The organism is Mesorhizobium sp. CA15, assembly GCF_020165215.1.
In the GTDB taxonomy this organism is placed as follows: domain Bacteria; phylum Pseudomonadota; class Alphaproteobacteria; order Rhizobiales; family Rhizobiaceae; genus Mesorhizobium.
In genome coordinates, this window is the sequence record NZ_JAIUHQ010000001.1 from 367,592 (window position 1) to 384,259 (window position 16,668).

At 63.8% G+C, this 16,668-nt stretch carries 13 protein-coding genes; 8 read left to right on the forward strand and 5 right to left on the reverse strand.

Annotation, left to right across the window (positions count from 1 at the left end; genetic code table 11):
• Positions 1-32 precede the first annotated feature (32 nt).
• The 3 genes from LB515_RS01855 to LB515_RS01865 all read left to right on the forward strand — a co-directional run bounded on the left by LB515_RS01855 (position 33) and on the right by LB515_RS01865 (position 4,721).
• Complete coding sequence (locus LB515_RS01855; RefSeq protein WP_224602495.1) at positions 33-812, forward strand: SDR family oxidoreductase; 780 nt, start codon at positions 33-35, stop codon at positions 810-812.
• Between the two features lie 162 nt (positions 813-974).
• Positions 975-3,299 (forward strand): NADP-dependent malic enzyme, encoded by a 2,325-nt coding sequence (locus LB515_RS01860; protein WP_224602496.1) that lies wholly within the window; start codon positions 975-977, stop codon positions 3,297-3,299.
• 198 nt (positions 3,300-3,497) lie between these two features.
• Entirely contained in the window at positions 3,498-4,721 is a 1,224-nt protein-coding gene (locus LB515_RS01865) for a DUF2865 domain-containing protein (RefSeq protein ID WP_411966447.1), read from the forward strand.
• On the opposite strand, the gene gltX is transcribed toward LB515_RS01865, so the two are convergent.
• Entirely contained in the window at positions 4,639-6,012 is a 1,374-nt protein-coding gene (gene gltX, locus LB515_RS01870; RefSeq protein WP_224602497.1) for a glutamate--tRNA ligase, read from the reverse strand. The two genes, LB515_RS01865 and gltX, sit on opposite strands and share 83 nt — an antisense overlap.
• Positions 6,013-6,724: 712 nt before the next feature.
• Here gltX and LB515_RS01875 point away from each other — a divergent pair.
• The 4 genes from LB515_RS01875 (at position 6,725) to LB515_RS01890 (ending at position 11,353) form a co-directional block, all read left to right on the forward strand.
• On the forward strand, positions 6,725-10,501 hold the full coding sequence (locus tag LB515_RS01875) for a vitamin B12-dependent ribonucleotide reductase (protein WP_140841096.1): 3,777 nt from the start codon (positions 6,725-6,727) through the stop codon (positions 10,499-10,501).
• On the forward strand, positions 10,488-10,706 hold the full coding sequence (locus LB515_RS01880; RefSeq protein ID WP_411969116.1) for a type II toxin-antitoxin system HicA family toxin: 219 nt from the start codon (positions 10,488-10,490) through the stop codon (positions 10,704-10,706). Before LB515_RS01875 ends, LB515_RS01880 begins: the two co-directional genes overlap by 14 nt.
• 4 nt (positions 10,707-10,710) lie before the next feature.
• Positions 10,711-10,917 carry a type II toxin-antitoxin system HicB family antitoxin gene (locus LB515_RS01885; protein ID WP_013532022.1) on the forward strand — a complete coding sequence of 69 codons (207 nt, stop codon included), beginning with the start codon at positions 10,711-10,713 and terminating at the stop codon, positions 10,915-10,917.
• Between the two features lie 64 nt (positions 10,918-10,981).
• Positions 10,982-11,353: a VOC family protein gene (locus LB515_RS01890; RefSeq protein WP_224636417.1), complete on the forward strand. Its 372-nt coding sequence runs from the start codon at positions 10,982-10,984 to the stop codon at positions 11,351-11,353.
• Positions 11,354-11,712: 359 nt separating this feature from the next.
• On the opposite strand, the gene LB515_RS01895 is transcribed toward LB515_RS01890, so the two are convergent.
• The 4 genes from LB515_RS01895 to LB515_RS01910 form a co-directional block, all read right to left on the reverse strand.
• Positions 11,713-12,195 carry a DUF2314 domain-containing protein gene (locus LB515_RS01895; RefSeq protein ID WP_095765235.1) on the reverse strand — a complete coding sequence of 161 codons (483 nt, stop codon included), beginning with the start codon at positions 12,193-12,195 and terminating at the stop codon, positions 11,713-11,715.
• Positions 12,196-12,525: 330 nt separating this feature from the next.
• Positions 12,526-13,665: a GH25 family lysozyme gene (locus tag LB515_RS01900; protein WP_224706562.1), complete on the reverse strand. Its 1,140-nt coding sequence runs from the start codon at positions 13,663-13,665 to the stop codon at positions 12,526-12,528.
• A 152-nt stretch (positions 13,666-13,817) separates the two neighbouring features.
• The gene (locus LB515_RS01905; protein ID WP_224706563.1) at positions 13,818-14,603 is read right to left on the reverse strand and encodes a phosphodiester glycosidase family protein; all 786 of its coding nucleotides are present in this window, start codon (positions 14,601-14,603) and stop codon (positions 13,818-13,820) included.
• Between the two features lie 48 nt (positions 14,604-14,651).
• Complete coding sequence (locus LB515_RS01910; protein ID WP_224706564.1) at positions 14,652-15,524, reverse strand: undecaprenyl-diphosphate phosphatase; 873 nt, start codon at positions 15,522-15,524, stop codon at positions 14,652-14,654.
• A 205-nt stretch (positions 15,525-15,729) separates the two neighbouring features.
• Between LB515_RS01910 and LB515_RS01915 the strand changes: the two genes are divergently transcribed.
• Positions 15,730-16,659, forward strand: coding sequence for a hypothetical protein (locus LB515_RS01915; protein WP_224706565.1), 930 nt, complete (start codon positions 15,730-15,732; stop codon positions 16,657-16,659).
• Positions 16,660-16,668: the final 9 nt, after the last annotated feature.

Here is a 16,668-nt window from a genome sequence, read left to right on the forward strand (position 1 = left end):
CTTGCGCGCGACACAATCAGGAGAAAAACGTCATGGATCTCGGCATTCGCGGCAAGAAGGCCATCGTCTGCGCCTCGAGCAAGGGACTGGGGCGAGGCTGCGCGATGGCGCTTGCCGAAGCCGGCGTCGATCTGGTCGTCAACGGCCGCAACGCCGAACTCGTGGCCAAGACCGCCAAGGAGATCCGCGACCGGTTCGGCGTCGATGTTATCGAAGTCGCCGGCGACGTGTCGAAGCCCGAGGTGCAGAAAGCGATGCTCGCCGCCTGCCCTGATCCCGACATTCTGGTCAACAACAATGGCGGCCCGCCGCTGCGCGATTTTCGCGAGCTCGACCGCACCAAGATCCTCGAGGGTGTGACGCAGAACATGGTCACGCCGATCGAGCTCATCCAGGCGGTGATCGACGGCATGGCCAAGCGCGGCTTCGGCCGCATCGTCAACATCACCTCGCTGTCGGTCTATGTTCCGATCCCCGGTCTCGACCTGTCGTCCGGCGCGCGCGCCGGCCTGACCTCGTTCCTCGCCGGCGTGGCGCGCACGGTCATCGACCGCAACGTCACCATCAACAGCCTGCTGCCTGGCAAGCTCGACACCGACCGGCTGCGCGGCCCGCATGAGGCCGGCACTCCGGAAGACCCGGCCGCAGCAGCCGCGCGCAAGGCCCGCATCAGCGCCGACGTGCCGGCAAAACGTCTCGGCACGCCGGAGGAATTCGGCCAGATCTGCGCCTTCCTGTGCTCGGTCCATGCCGGCTATCTCACCGGCCAGAACATCCCGGTCGACGGCGGCCTCTACGTCAGCGCGTTCTGACCGCCGCCAATCAATAAGCCTGAGGCTCCTGAGCCAACCGACTGGAATCGTTTGATTATTTCCGCTCCGGCATTGTGAAGGCCGGAGCCCGAGATTTTGGCGTCGCGAAATCGTCGACACATGCTAAAAGGCTCCAAACCAGTATCGCAGGGAGGGGCCGCAATGGACGGCGAGAACAAGAAAACGGCCCGGTCGGACCTCGACGAGGCCGCCCTCTTCTTTCACAAGCACCCAACGCCGGGAAAGCTCGAGATCCAGGCGACGAAGCCGCTCGGCAACCAGCGCGACCTGGCGCTTGCCTATTCGCCGGGCGTGGCCGCGCCCTGCCTCGAGATCCGCGACGATCCCGCCACCGCCGCCGACTACACCGGCCGCGCCAACCTCGTCGGCGTCGTCTCCAACGGCTCCGCCGTGCTGGGGCTCGGCAATATCGGTCCGCTCGCCTCGAAGCCGGTCATGGAAGGCAAGGCGGTGCTGTTCAAGAAGTTCGCCGGCATCGACGTCTTCGATATCGAGATCGACGCGCCCGAGATCGAGCGGATGGTCGAGACGGTGGCGGCGCTCGAGCCGACCTTCGGCGGCATCAACCTCGAGGACATCAAGGCGCCTGAATGTTTCGAGGTCGAAGAGCGGCTGAAGGCCCGCATGGGCATTCCGGTCTTTCACGACGACCAGCACGGCACCGCGATCATCGTCGCCGCCGCGGTGCTCAACGGGCTGGAACTGGCCGGCAAGACGATTTCCGACATCAAGATTGTCACGTCCGGCGCGGGGGCGGCAGCACTTGCCTGCCTCAACCTTTTGGTCTCGCTCGGCGCCAAGGTGGAAAACATCTGGGTCACCGACCGTTTCGGCGTCGCCCATAAGGGTCGCGTCGAAGAGATGGATCGCTGGAAAGATCCCTATGTGAAGGATACCGAGGCGCGCACGCTGGCCGACGTCATCTCCGGCGCCGACGTCTTTCTCGGCCTTTCCGCCGCCGGCGTGCTGAAGCCGGAGCTTTTGCAGCACATGGCGCCGAAACCGCTGATCCTGGCCTTGGCCAACCCCAATCCCGAGATCATGCCGGAAGTGGCACGCGCCGCGCGGCCGGACGCCATGATCTGCACCGGGCGCTCGGATTTTCCCAATCAAGTCAACAATGTGCTGTGCTTTCCTTACATCTTCCGCGGCGCGCTAGATTGCGGCGCCAGCGCCATCAACGAAGAGATGAAGATGGCGGCGGTGCGGGCGATCGCCGCCCTTGCCCGCGAGGAGCCTTCCGATGTCGCGGCGCGCGCCTATTCCGGCGAGACGCCGATGTTCGGCCCCGATTTCCTGATCCCCTCGCCCTTCGATCCGCGCCTGATCCTGCGCATTGCGCCGGCGGTGGCGAAGGCTGCCTGCGACACCGGCGTCGCGACGCGGCCGATCGCCGATTTCGCCGCCTATATCGACAAGCTCAACCGCTTCGTCTTCCGCTCCGGCCTGGTAATGAAGCCGGTGTTCTCCTCTGCCAAAGCCTCGAGCGCCAAGCGCGTCATCTATGCCGACGGCGAGGACGAGCGTGTGCTGCGTGCCGCGCAGGTGGTGCTGGAGGAAGGCATCGCCGAGCCGATCCTGATCGGCCGTCCGCATGTCGTGGAGGTCCGCCTGAAGCGTTACGGCCTGCGCATCCGGCCCGGCGTCGATTTCGGCCTGATAAACCCGGAAGACGATCCGCGTTACCGGCACTATGTCGACCTCCTGATCGAGCTTGCCGGCCGCCGCGGTATCACGACGGAAGCCGCCCGCACCATGGTGCGTACCAACAATACGGTGATCGCCGCTCTTGCGCTGAAGCGCGGCGACGCGGATGCCATGGTTTGCGGGCTCGAAGGCCGCTTCGAGCGGCATCTGCGCAATGTCACGCTGATCATCGGGCCTCGCGCCGGCATCAAGGACCGCGACCTGTCGACATTGTCGATGCTGATCTCGCAGCGCGGCATCATCTTCCTCACCGACACGCATGTCTCGGTCGATCCCACAGCGGAAGAGATCGCCGAAATGACTGTGCTCGCGGCCGAGGAAATCCAGCGCTTCGGCATCGAGCCGAAGGCAGCGCTTCTGTCGCATTCGGATTTCGGCTCACGCGATTCACCCGGCGCGCTGAAGATGCGCCAGGCCGCGGCGATCCTGGCTCGCATCGCCCCGGAACTCCAGTGCGATGGCGAGATGCATGCCGACTCCGCTCTTTCAGAACATCTGCGCCAGCGCGTCTACCCGCATTCGCGGCTGAAAGGCGAAGCCAATCTGCTGGTCTTCCCGAACCTCGATTCGGCCAACATCACGCTGACGGCTTTGCGCGCCATGATGGACGCGCTGCATGTCGGACCGATTCTGCTCGGCACCGACAAGCCCGCGCACATATTGACGCCGTCCGTAACCTCGCGCGGCGTCGTCAACATGACCGCGCTTGCGGTAGTCGAGGCGGCGCATAAGGCGCAGGCGCTCGTCGACTTGAACTGAGGTGGCGCGACAAAGCGCAATTGTGCCGGGTTGCAGACAGAGCAATTCCAGGAAAAGTGTGAGCGGTTTTCCGTCTGGAATTGCGTAAAACAAAGAAATAGGGCGTTTCGCCGTTTCCGTGAAACGGTGAAACGCATAGCGAACAGTTAACCACGAACGCGGTAGCCTTCCGGCACGGGCAATCGGGATTCCACGAGAATGAAGGGGCTGAAGCTGATGCATCTTGCGACGCTGCTTGCAGCGCTTGCAGGCTCAGCTGTCGCCGCCGCTGAAACCCAGGCAGCTTCTCGCATATGCCGGCAACTCGAAGCCGAACTCGCCGCGACGCGCGGTGGCGGCGGAGGGCCGGGTCTCGTCCGCAAATATGACGACGCGATCGCCAGGCAGCGCGAGCAGCTTGCCAAGGCCCGCGGCCGGGCAAGCGACGCCGGTTGCGGCTTCACGCTGTTTTCGCGCAATGTCAGCCAATGCGCCGCGATCAACGCCTCGATAGAGCGCATGAACGCTAATCTCGACACCTTGCAGGCCAAGCGCGAACGGCTGGCCGCCGGCGGCACGCGGCGCGACCGCAGCCGCATCCTGGCGGCGCTCGATGCCAATGGCTGCCGCGACGACGAGATCGCGCCGCGCCGCGCGCCGCTTCGGGAGGCGGCACGCGACAATGGCGGCGGCAATCTGTTCGAGCAGCTTTTCGGCCGCCAGGACCAGCAGCTCGAAACACCCGATGCCCCCGATATCCCGGACTCGGCGGAGGTGCCGCCCGATGATCCGAGCGTGCGCAACATCCGCCGCGTCATCAACCAGCCGGACGGCATGGACCTGCCCCGGCTGGGCGGCGAGTTCCACACGATGTGCGTGCGCACCTGCGACGGCTATTTCTTCCCGATGTCGAATGCCGCTTCCATCGGTGACTTCGAGCGCGACCAGAAGAATTGCGAGTCGAGCTGCCCAGGTACCGAGATGCAGGTCTTCTATTCGCGCAGAATGGACGACGACTCTGGCTCGATGACCTCGTCGGCGACAGGTCAACCCTACAGCGAGCTGCCGACCGCCTATCTCTACAAACAGGCCAATTACACGCGCCCGCCCACCTGCGGCTGCAATGCGCAGGCCGGCAATTTCACGATCATCGGCGGCAACCCGCCTGATCCTGAACAATCGCAGCCGAACGGCGAGGCAGCGCGCTTCATACCGATGCCGGCGTCCAAGCCCGATCCGGGCGCCGATCCGGAAACGCTCGCCAATGCCGAAGGCGGGCTCGACCTTGATGCGATCAGGCGGCTGACCACCAAAGTGCCGGTGTCGCCGGTCTCGGCGCTGCCGCCCGATCAGCGCAAGGTCAGGGTCGTCGGGCCAGCGTTCCTTCCCGACCCATCAGCGGCAATAGATCTGAAAGCTCCGGCCCCGAAGTCCGCCCGGTAAGGGCCAGCCTCAGCGGCATGAACAACGGCTTGCCCTTGCGCCCGGTGGCTTCCTTGATCTTGCCGGTCCAGTCCTTCCACACCGTGCCGTTCCACGGCTCCTCGGGGAGAACGTCGAACGCCTGATTGAGGAAATCGCGGTCTTCGCCGGAAAATTCCGCCGGCTCCTGCGGACCCTCGCTCAGGATACGCCACCAAGCGACCGCGTCCGACAGGCGGTCGAGATTGCCGCGCACCGCCATCCAGAACGGCTCGGCCTTGTCGCCGGAAATGCCCAGCACCATCAGCCGGTCGCGCGCTTCCTCGAACGACATGCGATGCATCAGCGTGCGGTTGAGCACGAAGAGCTCGTCCGGGTCGAATTTGGAGGCGGACTTGGACGTCGCAGCCGGGTCAAAATGGCCGGCGAGCTCGTTGAGATCATGCGCTGCGGTGACATTTTCCGACGTGCCGACAAGCACCGCCAGCGAAGCGACGGCCATCGGCTCGATGCCGTCCTCGCGCAGGCTTTCGATCGACAGCGCGCCGGTGCGCTTCGACAACCCCTCGCCCGACACTGTGGTGAGCAAATTGTGGTGGCCGAAGATCGGCGGCTCGGCGCCCAGCGCCTTGAAGATGGCGATCTGCACGCCGGTATTGGTGACATGGTCGTCGCCGCGGATGACATGGCTGACACCCATCTCGATGTCGTCGACCACCGAGGGCAGCGTGTAGAGATAGGTGCCGTCCTCGCGCACCAGGACAGGATCCGACAGCGAGGCGAGGTCGACCGTCTCCTCGCCGCGCACCAGGTCGTTCCAGCGCACCTCGGTGCGCTCCGGCTGCAGCGGGTCGTTGGTGTAGTTGGGCAGCAGGAAACGCCAATGCGGCCGGCGGCCATCCGACTGGTACTCCGCCACCTGCTCCGGCGTCAGCGTCAGCGCTTCGCGGCCATAGACCGGCGGCAGGCCGCGCGTGCGGCGCACCTTGCGGCGCAGGTCGAGCTCTTCCGGCGTCTCGTAGCAGGCGTAAAGCACCCGCGTCGCCTTCAGCCGCTCGACCGCCGCGTCATAAATCTCGAAGCGGCGCGACTGGTATTCGGTGACATCCGGGAAGATGCCCAGCCAATGCAGGTCGTAAAGGATGGAATCGGCGTATTCCTGCGTCGAGCGGGCAATGTCGGTGTCGTCGAAGCGCTGGATGAAACGGCCTTTGTTGTTCATGGCGAAAAGCCAGTTGAACAGCGCGGTGCGCGCATTGCCGATATGGATGCGGCCGGTCGGCGATGGGGCAAAACGTACGGTAACTGTCATGAGCGGGGCGTAGCGGATGCTTTTGGTGTTGACAAGGCGCGCCCCCGCGTGAACGCAACAGATAGTGCAAGCCAGCTAAAATGAAAAGCCATCGGCCCGACACGGCTTCCGGCTTGGCCGGTCGCCGCGTCAAGCGCCTGCAAAGCCGGGCTTCTTATGTCCCCGTTATCCACATATGTGACACACAACATGTTGGGGTCATAAAAGCTACGCAAACGAATCCTTGACGGGTCGGAACGAGTCGCTTTTTATAGGCCATGCGCTCCTGTAGCGGGCGCGACCGGAGAGTTCTGAGGCCGGTCTTTTTTCCCGGATTTTGTGCGTTTTGCCCGGATTTCCGCCTGTTCACGAGGCCGGCGGAAGCGTTGGGATCGTTAGGGCTTGGGTGGCGAAAGGGAGAATTGTCGGCCTGGAAAAAATGTTCTGTTAACACTATATTTAGTGTTTGCAGGCAGGCTCGACGCTAGATAGTGTGAACCTCCCTCTCCGGAGGGAATCGACAAAAAGTTTCAGTTCGAGGGACCCGCGGGTCGGCCGGCAACCTGGGTAAGCGCCTGGAAAGGCGTTTGCTTGTCTGCATGGTGGCGCCCGCGACGAGGAGAGTGTCGGCGTCGCCCGCGATGCCGGCAAACGGCGGACTGCGCTTTTCGCCATGTGGGGCAGGCAATCCCTTGGGAAAGGCGCTATATATAGACACAAAGGAACGGGACCAATGCGCATCGAGCGTCGCTTCACCAAGCCAGATCAGTCTGCCTATGCGGAGATCGAATTCCGCAAGGCTTTGTCGGAGATCAAGAATCCCGACGGCTCGGTGGTGTTCCGCCTGGACAATATCGATGTGCCGGCGCAGTTCAGCCAGGTCGCAGCCGACATCCTGGCCCAAAAGTATTTCCGCAAGGCCGGCGTGCCGGCGCGCCTGAAGAAGGTCGAGGAGAACGACGTCCCCTCCTTTCTGTGGCGTTCGGTTGCCGACGAGGCCGAGCTCGCCAAGCTGCCCGAGGCCGAGCGCTATGGTTCGGAAACCGACGCCCGCCAGGTTTTCGATCGCCTCGCCGGCACATGGACCTACTGGGGATACAAGGGCGGCTACTTCAAATCCGAGGATGACGCGCGCGCCTTCCGCGACGAGCTCGCCTATATGCTCGCCACCCAGCGCGTCGCGCCGAACTCGCCGCAATGGTTCAACACCGGCCTGCACTGGGCCTATGGCATTGACGGCCCGAGCCAGGGCCACTTCTATGTCGACCCCTTCACCGGCAAGCTGACCAAGTCGAAGTCCTCCTACGAGCACCCGCAGCCGCATGCCTGCTTCATCCAGGGCGTGCAGGACGACCTCGTCAACGAGGGCGGCATCATGGACCTGTGGGTGCGCGAGGCGCGCCTGTTCAAATACGGCTCCGGCACCGGCTCGAACTTCTCGATGCTGCGCGGTGAGGGCGAAAAGCTTTCCGGCGGCGGCCGCTCGTCCGGCCTGATGAGCTTCCTCAAGATCGGCGACCGCGCGGCGGGCGCCATCAAGTCGGGCGGCACGACGCGCCGCGCGGCGAAAATGGTCATCGTCGACGCCGACCACCCGGATATCGAGGACTTCATCGACTGGAAGGTCAATGAGGAGCAGAAGGTCGCCTCGCTGGTGACCGGTTCCAAGATCGTCAAGAAGCATCTCGAAGCCATCATGAAGGCCTGCGTCAATTGCGAAGGCCATGGCGACGACTGCTTCGACCCGGCGCTGAACACCGCGCTGAAGCGCGAGATCAAGGCGGCCAAGAAGGACGCCGTGCCGGAGAACTATATCTACCGCGTCATCCAGTTCGCCCGCCAGGGCTACACCTCGATGTCGTTTAAGACCTACGACACCGACTGGGATTCGGACGCCTATCTCACCGTCTCCGGCCAGAACTCCAACAATTCGGTGTCGCTGAAGGACAATTTCCTGCGCGCCGTCGAGGCCGATGGCGACTGGCAGCTCACCGCCCGCAAGGACGGCAAGGTGCTGAAGACGCTGAAGGCGCGCGACCTGTGGGAAAAGATCGGCTACGCCGCCTGGGCTTCCGCCGATCCGGGCCTGCACTTCAACACGACGATGAACGACTGGCACACCTGCGCCTCCGCCGGTGCGATCCGGGCCTCCAACCCGTGCTCGGAATACATGTTCCTCGACGATACGGCCTGCAACCTCGCCTCGATCAACCTTTTGCCCTACCGCCGCGAAGACGGCACGATCGACATCGCCGCTTACGAGCACACCGTTCGGCTGTGGACCATCGTGCTCGAAATCTCGGTGATGATGGCGCAGTTCCCGTCCAAGGAGATCGCCAAGCTCTCTTACGAATACCGCACGCTCGGCCTCGGCTACGCCAATATCGGCGGCCTGCTGATGACCTCGGGCATTCCCTACGACTCCGACGAGGGCCGCGCCATCTGCGCCGCGCTCACCGCCATCATGACCGGCGTCGCCTACTCGACCTCGGCCGAAATGGCCGCCGAGCTCGGCGCCTTCCCGGACTATGACCGCAACGCCCAGAACATGCTGCGCGTCATGCGCAATCATCGCCGCGCCGCTTACGGCGACAAGGACGGCTATGAGAAGCTCGCCGTCAACCCGGTGCCGCTGGTCGCCTCCGACCTGAAGCAGCAGGCGCTGGCCGAGCATGCCCGCGCCGCATGGGACCGCGCCATCGAGCTCGGCGAGGAGCATGGCTACCGCAATGCGCAGGCAACCGTCATCGCGCCGACCGGCACGATCGGCCTCGTCATGGATTGCGACACAACCGGCATCGAGCCCGACTTCGCGCTGGTGAAGTTCAAGAAGCTCGCCGGCGGCGGCTATTTCAAGATCATCAACCGCGCCGTGCCGGAAGCGCTGCGCACGCTGGGCTATTCCGAGAGCCAGATCGCCGAGATCGAGGCCTACGCGGTCGGCCACGGCAACCTCAACCAGGCGCCCGGCATCAACCCCTCCTCGCTGAAGGCCAAGGGTTTTAGCGATGAGAAGATCGCGGCGCTGAATGCGGCGCTGAAGTCGGCCTTCGACATCAAATTCGTGTTCAACCAGTGGACGCTCGGCGCCGACTGGGTGAAGGAGACGCTTGGCTTCACCGACGAGCAGCTCGGCGACATCTCCTTCGAGATGCTGCCGGCTCTCGGCTTCTCGAAGAAGGACATCGACGCCGCCAACATCCATGTCTGCGGTGCGATGACCTTGGAAGGCGCGCCCTTCCTCAAGGCCGAGCATCTGCCGGTGTTCGATTGCGCCAGCCCCTGCGGCAAGATCGGCAAGCGCTCGCTCTCGATCAACAGCCACATCCTGATGATGGCGGCAGCGCAGCCTTTCATCTCGGGCGCCATCTCCAAGACCATCAACATGCCGAACGAGGCGACGGTCGAGGACGCCAAGAACGCCTACATGCTGTCGTGGAAGCTGGCGCTGAAGGCCAACGCGCTTTATCGCGACGGCTCCAAACTGTCGCAGCCGCTCAATGCCTCGCTGCTCGTCGATGACGACGAGGACGAGGACGAGGCGGTCGAACAGCTGATCGCGGCGCCCGCCGCGCAGCGCGCCGTGCAGGTGACAGAAAAGATCGTCGAGCGCGTCATCGAGCGGCTCTACCGCGACCGCGAGAAACTGCCGAACCGCCGCAAGGGCTACACCCAGAAGGCCGTCGTCGGCGGCCACAAGGTGTATCTCAGGACCGGCGAGTTCGACGACGGTCGCCTGGGCGAGATCTTCATCGACATGCACAAGGAGGGCGCCGCCTTCCGCGCGATGATGAACAACTTCGCCATCGCCATCTCGCTCGGCCTGCAATATGGCGTGCCGCTCGACGAGTATGTCGAGGCCTTCACCTTCACCAAGTTCGAGCCGGCCGGCATGGTGCAGGGCAACGACGCCATCAAGAACGCGACGTCGATCCTCGACTACGTGTTCCGCGAACTCGCGGTCTCCTATCTCGGCCGCCACGACCTCGCCCATGTCGACCAGTCGGACTTCGACAAGACCGCGCTCGGCCGCGGCATCACCGAAGGCAAGGCGACGCCCTTCTCCAAGGGCCTCTATCGCGGCGCCTCGCCGGTGAAGCTGGTGTCCGCTGCTGGTTCAGACCCGAAGGGTTTCGGCGGCTCTGGGCCGTCGACCGCCCCTGCCCGCGCTGCGCCGACGGCCTTCTCAGGCTCCAACGTGCTGGCGCTGAAGCCGGCAAGCGACGAGGCTATCGCCTACAAGCGCGACTATGAGGAGCGCGCCAGGGAACTGGCCGAGGATATGGTGGAAGAAGAAGCCGAAGCCGCCGGCGGCGCCGAGGCTTTATTCACCGACGCCGCCGCCAACGAGGCGGCCGAAGCGAAAAAGCTCGCCGCGACAAGGCGCCAGCAATCGCTTCTCCAGGGCTACACCGGCAACGAATGCTCCGAGTGTCACAACTTCACCATGGTGCGGAACGGCACCTGCGAGAAGTGCGACACATGTGGAAGCACGAGTGGGTGCAGTTGAGAGCTTAGATGCCGCCTCGGCTTACAGTCCGCGAAGTTATTCGCTGGAGGCCGACGGCTGGTATTTGGTTGCAACCAAAGGCAGCCATCGCCAATATAAGCATAAGACCAAAGCCGGCCGCGTCACCGTGGCCGGCAAGCCGTCTGAAGAGGTTGCACCAGGAACGTTGAACAGCATCCTAAAGCAGTCCGGCCTGAAGGAGTGATGGTATGCGCTACGCCGTGGTGATCGAAAAAGCCGGAAATAACTTTTCTGCATATGTGCCCGACCTGCCAGGCTGCATCGCTACCGGAGCGACGGTAGCTGAGGTGGAAACCGAAATCCGTGATGCGATCCGCTTCCACATCGAAGGTTTGCGTGCAGACGGGCTGGATGTGCCGAAAGGCGTCAGCCTGGCGGAGTATGTAGAGGCGTAGCGTCTGGCGCCAGCTACGCCTACCGTGCCTAAGGCCTCGCTGCCAAACATATCCATCGACGACAATGATCGACCACATCACCATCGAAGTGAGCGACCTCGACAAGAGCAAGCTCTTCTACGAAAAGGCTTTCGCGCCGTTAGGCTATCGCCTCTCCTTCGGCAAGGAGGGCGTGTTCTGGGCCTTCGATGTCGGCAATGGTTGTCTGTTCGAGATCCAGCGCACGGGCGAGAAGCCGCCGCTCACCCATCTGCATGTCGCCTTCCGGGTGAAGAGCAAGGCGGAGGTCGATGCGTTTTATCGGGCGGCGCTCGATGCAGGCGCGGCGGGCAATGGGGCGCCCGGACCGCGTCCGGATTATGCGGAACATTACTACGCCTGTTTCGTGTTCGATCCCGACGGCTATAATATCGAGGCGATGATCAACGGGGGGTAGGTGGCGATGCCCCTTCTGCTTCGTCATTCCAGGGCGGAGCAAGGAGCGAAGCGACGCGCGCAGACCCTGGAATCCATTCCGTGACTTTGAAGCGTTGCAGCGATGCAGAATTCTGCTCCGTTTTGCACGCTTCACCGTGGTCGGGGCCGAGGCATGAGCGCTCTTCTCCTTCTCCTCTTGTGGGAGAAGGTGGATCGGCGCGCAGCGCCGAGACGGATGAGGGGTGTTCCAGCGGAGTGAGAGGCTGGCGATCTTGCTGCGGCGCCCCCGAACCGGCAAGGCTTCCATCAAGCTGGAACACCCATCATCCGGCCGCTTCGCGGCCACCTTCTCCCCTTGTGGGAGAAGGAGAAGAGCGCTCAATCCTTGAACGCGATCCCGTATTTCGCCGCCTGTTCCTTCGGCATATCCGCCAGCGCCTGGCGCACCGTGTAGCCGCCATAGACGTCGCCGCCGTTGCGGATCATCCAGTCCTCGACGTCGGCCTCGGCCACCGTCATGCGATCGCCCATCTTGTACTGGTTGCCATTGACCGGCTTGTCGGCCAGCAGGCCGACGAAGCGGCCGTCGCTGAAAGCCACAAGCTGCATCCAGATATGCTCGGTGGCGCCGTTCTGGGTCAGCGGAAATTTCACGGTGTAGGTGCCAGGCGTGCGTGCGGCTATCAGTTCATGGAAGCGCGGCAGCGTCGAATGGCCCTTGGCCTTGGCGCCCTGCATCGCCGCGTCGGTGGTGGAGTAGGCGACCACATTGTCCTTGGGCTCGCTGCCCCGCATGTGCGAATTGAAAAATCCGTAGCCGACAGCGGCTACCAAAGCGGCAGTAACAATCAGTTTGCGCATCGAACCTCTCCGAAATGCGATCACGGACACGTTACCGGAAGCCCGTTGCCGCACCTCTAAGAGACAGGGTGTGCGCATGGTTAGCGAAATGCCGAAATTGCCATCGACCTCACCGGCCGACGCCCGCGCGTGAGGCGCCGGTGCTTCCCCTCCTCGCCTTATGGGAGAATGCGGATCGGCGCGCAGCGCCGAGACGGATGAGGGGGCTCCAGCGGAGTGAGATGCTGGCGATCATCAGTCGTTTGCGAAGGTCTGCATCAAGCTGAAGCACCCCTCATCCGGCCGCTTCGCGGCCACCTTCTCCCGCAAGGGAGAAGGGAAAACTCCGCCTCAATCCGCGTCGGCCACCATCTGCCCGCCGCCCAGCCAGGCGCGCCATTGGCGCTCGTCGCCATGGAAGACGTTGAGGTCGATGCGGCCGCTGACGCCATGCGACAGGCCGGAGCCGGAATACTGCCAGAACAGCCACCTGCGGCCCGGATAAACCTTTGACGGGTGCGCCGCCACCGCGCGCAGCCAGAACGGGTAATCTTGGAAGGCGCCGCGCAGATTGTCGCGATAGAAGTCGGGGCTGGTGTAGATGATGGGCCGCTGGCCGTAGTGGCGCTCCAGCCTGTCCATGAACACCTGCATCTTCTCCAGTACTTTTTCGCGCGAGGGTCGCCGCTTGCAGGAAGACTCGCCGTTCCACTCGACGTCGATGACCGGCGGCAGCGCGCCGTCGACCTTCGGCACGTTGCGGATGAACCAGTCGGCCTGCTCGCCGGCGGTGCGGCACCAGTAGAAGAAATGATAGGCGCCGCGCTTCAGCCCGGCGGCATCGGCGTTGCGCCAGTTCTTCATGAACATCGGGTCGAGATGATCGCCGCCGTCGGTCGCCTTGATATAGGCGAAATTGGCGCCCTGGGCGCGCAGCTTTTCCCAGTTGATGTTGCCCTGCCAGCGCGAGACGTCGACGCCGTGAACGGTAAGATGGCGCGGCGAGGAACGGCCGAAATTGATCGGCTTGGCGTCGCGGAACGCATAGCGGGTGACCGGACCGGCGAGCATGGCGGGCGCAGCGCGCGACAGTCGCTTCGGCGGCGAGACTAGCGCTGCCTCCTGCACCGGCGGCTCGACGCTGTCCGGCAGATCGGCCGCCGGGAAGTTCACCGTCTCCTCCTCGGCCAGACCAAAGGGGCGCGAATTCTCGTCGCCGGGGCGCGAATTCTCGTCGCCGGGGCCAGCGTTACCTTCGCCAAGCAACGGCGCCGGCGGCTTGATGCGCGCGGCGCCCGACATCGATGCGGTCTCGACGGTTCTTTCGGCGACGGCTGTCCTCGCGCCCTTCGACACCGGCGCGCTTGGCCGCACGACCGAGCTCGTCGTCTCGTTGGACGGCATCTGCAAGGCATCGACGCCGGACGTGGACGAGCAGCCGGCGAGGCAAAGCGATGCGAGCACGAAACTGACGACGCCAAAAATCCGCATCTTGACCTGTACGCAAAACAAAACAGACCGAAGGCAGGAACAGCGCCGCCGGAAACGCCATTCCTAGTGAGAAATTACCAACAAAGTTTGAATCAAAATTTACCTTTGGCACTACCGCATGATTCAGAGTGGCGCCGAAGCGAGCTTCTTGGCTAGCGCCTGAACACGCCGATCATCGGCCCCAGATTCCAGAAATCGTCGTTGCGGCCGATCCCGGGCGCATAGAGGCTCGAGATCGAGCCATCGAGGAAGAGCGCGTTCGGGCAGCCAAGCCGGTCGCGGAACAGCCGCGCGAATTCATGGAAGGTCACGACATCGTTCGAGATCGCGAAGACCGCGACCCCGTCGGCGCGCACGCCCACGCCATCGCGGATCTTGCGCGAGGTGCCGTCGTAACGGAATTTCGGATGCAGCTTGCCGTCGATGACCAGCATCGGCCCGGATTGCGTGGCATAGTCGACGCGCGGCGGGCGCTTGAGATAATCCCTGGTCGCGCGAACCCCGGCCTTGCCGGCGCTGATATAGAAGATGCCGTTGGGCTGCATGGAGAAATTGCCGGTGCCCGATCCCGTCTTCGCCGGCGTGACCTGCTCGCCGCGCTCGACATAGAGGCCGACCGGCGCGAGGTTCGGATGATACATGCCGGCGTTGATGCCGAAGGGCATGGTGCGCCCCGTCGCCTGCTGCGCGCTTCGCAGATTGTGCAGCGATCGGTAGAGATCGCCGTCCTTGTTCTTCCAGAACAGCTCGATGGAAAAATGCTTCGGATCGGCCTCGCAGACCAGATAGGTCGCGTTCTCAAAAACCTGGTTGCGGCAGGGCGGCAGCGCCTCCAGCCATTGGCCGAGGCCCATGCCGGCGCCAATAGCCGCCGGCGCCGCCGATTTCACCAGCGTCGCAAGCAAAGGCACGGATTGCAGCAGCGTCACAAGATCCATCAGCGCACCCGGGCGTCGGCGTCGATATAGCGGAGTGGGCCGAGACCTCTAGACCAGCCAGCCGGTCGCGACGCCGATCAGCAGCACCACGCCGAGCAGGCCGCGATAGATGACGAACGGCCAGGCGGAGAAGCGCTCGAGCACGCGCATCAGCCCCCAGATCGCGAAGAAAGCCGAGATCGAGGCGACGACAAGGCCGACGGCCAGGATCGACCAGCCATGCGCATCGAGATGCACCTTGTGCAGTTCATAGAGCTCCTTGAGGCCGGCCAGTGCGATGGCCGGCAGGCCGAGCAGGAAGGAAAGGCGCGCCGCCTCGGGCCGGGCGAAGCCCAGCCCCATCGCCGCCGTCAGCGTCGAGCCCGAGCGCGAGACGCCGGGGATAAGCGCGCCGACCTGGGCCACACCCACCAGCAGCGCGTCGAGGATCGATGCCTGGCGCAGCACGAGCTTGTGGCTGGCGAAAATCTCGGCGAGCGCCAAAAGGATCGCCATGGCGATGCAGGCCCAGCCGATGACGGCCAGCCCGCGCAGCGGCGAGTTGCAGGCGTTGAGCACGCCGGAAAGCGCGAGGCCCACAATGACGATCGGGACGGTGGCAAGCACGATGCTGATCGCCAGGCGGAAAGAGCGGTCGCCGAAATCGCGGCGCGAGATCGCCGCAACCGAACCGAACAGCACATCCCTGACATCGCTCCAGAAATAGCTGACCACCGCCGCCAGCGCCGCCAGTTGCATGGCGGCGGAGAAGGCCGAGCCGGGGTCCTGCCAGCCGAGAACGGCCGGCACGATGCGCATATGCGCCGTGGACGAGATCGGCAGCAATTCGGTGATGCCTTGCACGATGCCGAGAAATGCCACCTTGGCATAACCCAGGCCGACAAAGCCGGTATCCAGTCCTTGCGTGCAGACGTCGGTCATCCCGGTCCTTTCCCCGTGCCCCTATCGTTCTTGGGGGCAAAAAGTGAATCGTCATTCGAAAAGCCTGGAGGACAGGCTTAGCCTCACGATAGCGTGATTCCAACTCACGGATTTGTAAGGTGCCGCTAATCCTGCTTGACAACTGGCACCGCCATATTATTCTCCGCTAATCTTACACTGTAAGGCAAATCGGAGGAGCATCACAATGTCGACCGCCGCCCTGTCGGAATTGGAGCCGGTCACGCCGCCGGAAACGCATGCTGCCGAAATTGCGATCGAGGAGGTGTCGCGCGATACCAGCCGCGCCATCGAGCGCGCCGAGGTCGCTGCCTGGCTCGACCTCTACGAGGCGGCGCCGGCGGATTTCGCGGCCCGGCAAGGGCTGACGATTGACAAGGACGGCGATCTTGTCTGGACCACCTGCACGACGATCCCGTTCATCCATTTCAACTGCGTGAAGAATATCGGCGTCGATGGTCCGGCGACGGAAGAACAGGTCGACACGTTGCTCGCGCATTACCGCGATGCCGGCATCAGGCGGCCGTGGTTCTATACCAATCCACACACTGAGCCGTCGCGGCTGAGATGCTGGCTGGAAGCGCGCGGGATGCAGCAGCAAGGCGGCTGGGAGCGCATCTATCGCGACGCGACGCCGCTGGCGGACGAACCGCTTTTCCCGAGCGACCCGCTGATCCCGGTTGACGATCTGGTGATCGAGGAGGTCACGCCCAGGACAGCTTCGGAGTGGGCATCTTTCATCGATGCCAAATACAGGCTCCCCACCTCGCCCTGGCTGATGGCGCTTGTCGATCGCAAGGGCTGGCATCATTACATGCTGAAACGCAGGGGCGCGGTCGCCGCCGTGCGCTCGCTCTTCATCTCAGACGGGGCCGCCTGGAGCGGCATCGACGCGCCGGTACCGGGCATCATGGCGCCGAGCTTCGATCTTGACGCCATGCTTGGCGAAAGGCTGGTCCGCGACGGCATAGCCGCCGGCGCGAAACTGTTTGTCGCCGATATCGAGGCGCCGCGCCCCGACCGCGACGGGCCGGCCTATCGCAACTACGACCGGCTCGGCTTCAAGCTCGCCTATTTGCGCAATCATTACAGCTACCTGCCCGCTCATTCGAGCTGACCCGGGTCG

Coding starts and splice junctions, on each gene's coding strand:
- LB515_RS01865 (WP_411966447.1), top strand. CDS start 3,498: ATGAAGGGGCTGAAGCTGATGCATCTTGCGACGCTGCTTGCAGCGCTT.
- LB515_RS01905 (WP_224706563.1), bottom strand. CDS start 14,603: ATGGATCTTGTGACGCTGCTGCAATCCGTGCCTTTGCTTGCGACGCTG.
- LB515_RS01875 (WP_140841096.1), top strand. CDS start 6,725: ATGCGCATCGAGCGTCGCTTCACCAAGCCAGATCAGTCTGCCTATGCG.
- LB515_RS01885 (WP_013532022.1), top strand. CDS start 10,711: ATGCGCTACGCCGTGGTGATCGAAAAAGCCGGAAATAACTTTTCTGCA.
- LB515_RS01860 (WP_224602496.1), top strand. CDS start 975: ATGGACGGCGAGAACAAGAAAACGGCCCGGTCGGACCTCGACGAGGCC.
- gltX (WP_224602497.1), bottom strand. CDS start 6,012: ATGACAGTTACCGTACGTTTTGCCCCATCGCCGACCGGCCGCATCCAT.
- LB515_RS01890 (WP_224636417.1), top strand. CDS start 10,982: ATGATCGACCACATCACCATCGAAGTGAGCGACCTCGACAAGAGCAAG.
- LB515_RS01895 (WP_095765235.1), bottom strand. CDS start 12,195: ATGCGCAAACTGATTGTTACTGCCGCTTTGGTAGCCGCTGTCGGCTAC.
- LB515_RS01855 (WP_224602495.1), top strand. CDS start 33: ATGGATCTCGGCATTCGCGGCAAGAAGGCCATCGTCTGCGCCTCGAGC.
- LB515_RS01900 (WP_224706562.1), bottom strand. CDS start 13,665: ATGCGGATTTTTGGCGTCGTCAGTTTCGTGCTCGCATCGCTTTGCCTC.
- LB515_RS01915 (WP_224706565.1), top strand. CDS start 15,730: ATGTCGACCGCCGCCCTGTCGGAATTGGAGCCGGTCACGCCGCCGGAA.
- LB515_RS01910 (WP_224706564.1), bottom strand. CDS start 15,524: ATGACCGACGTCTGCACGCAAGGACTGGATACCGGCTTTGTCGGCCTG.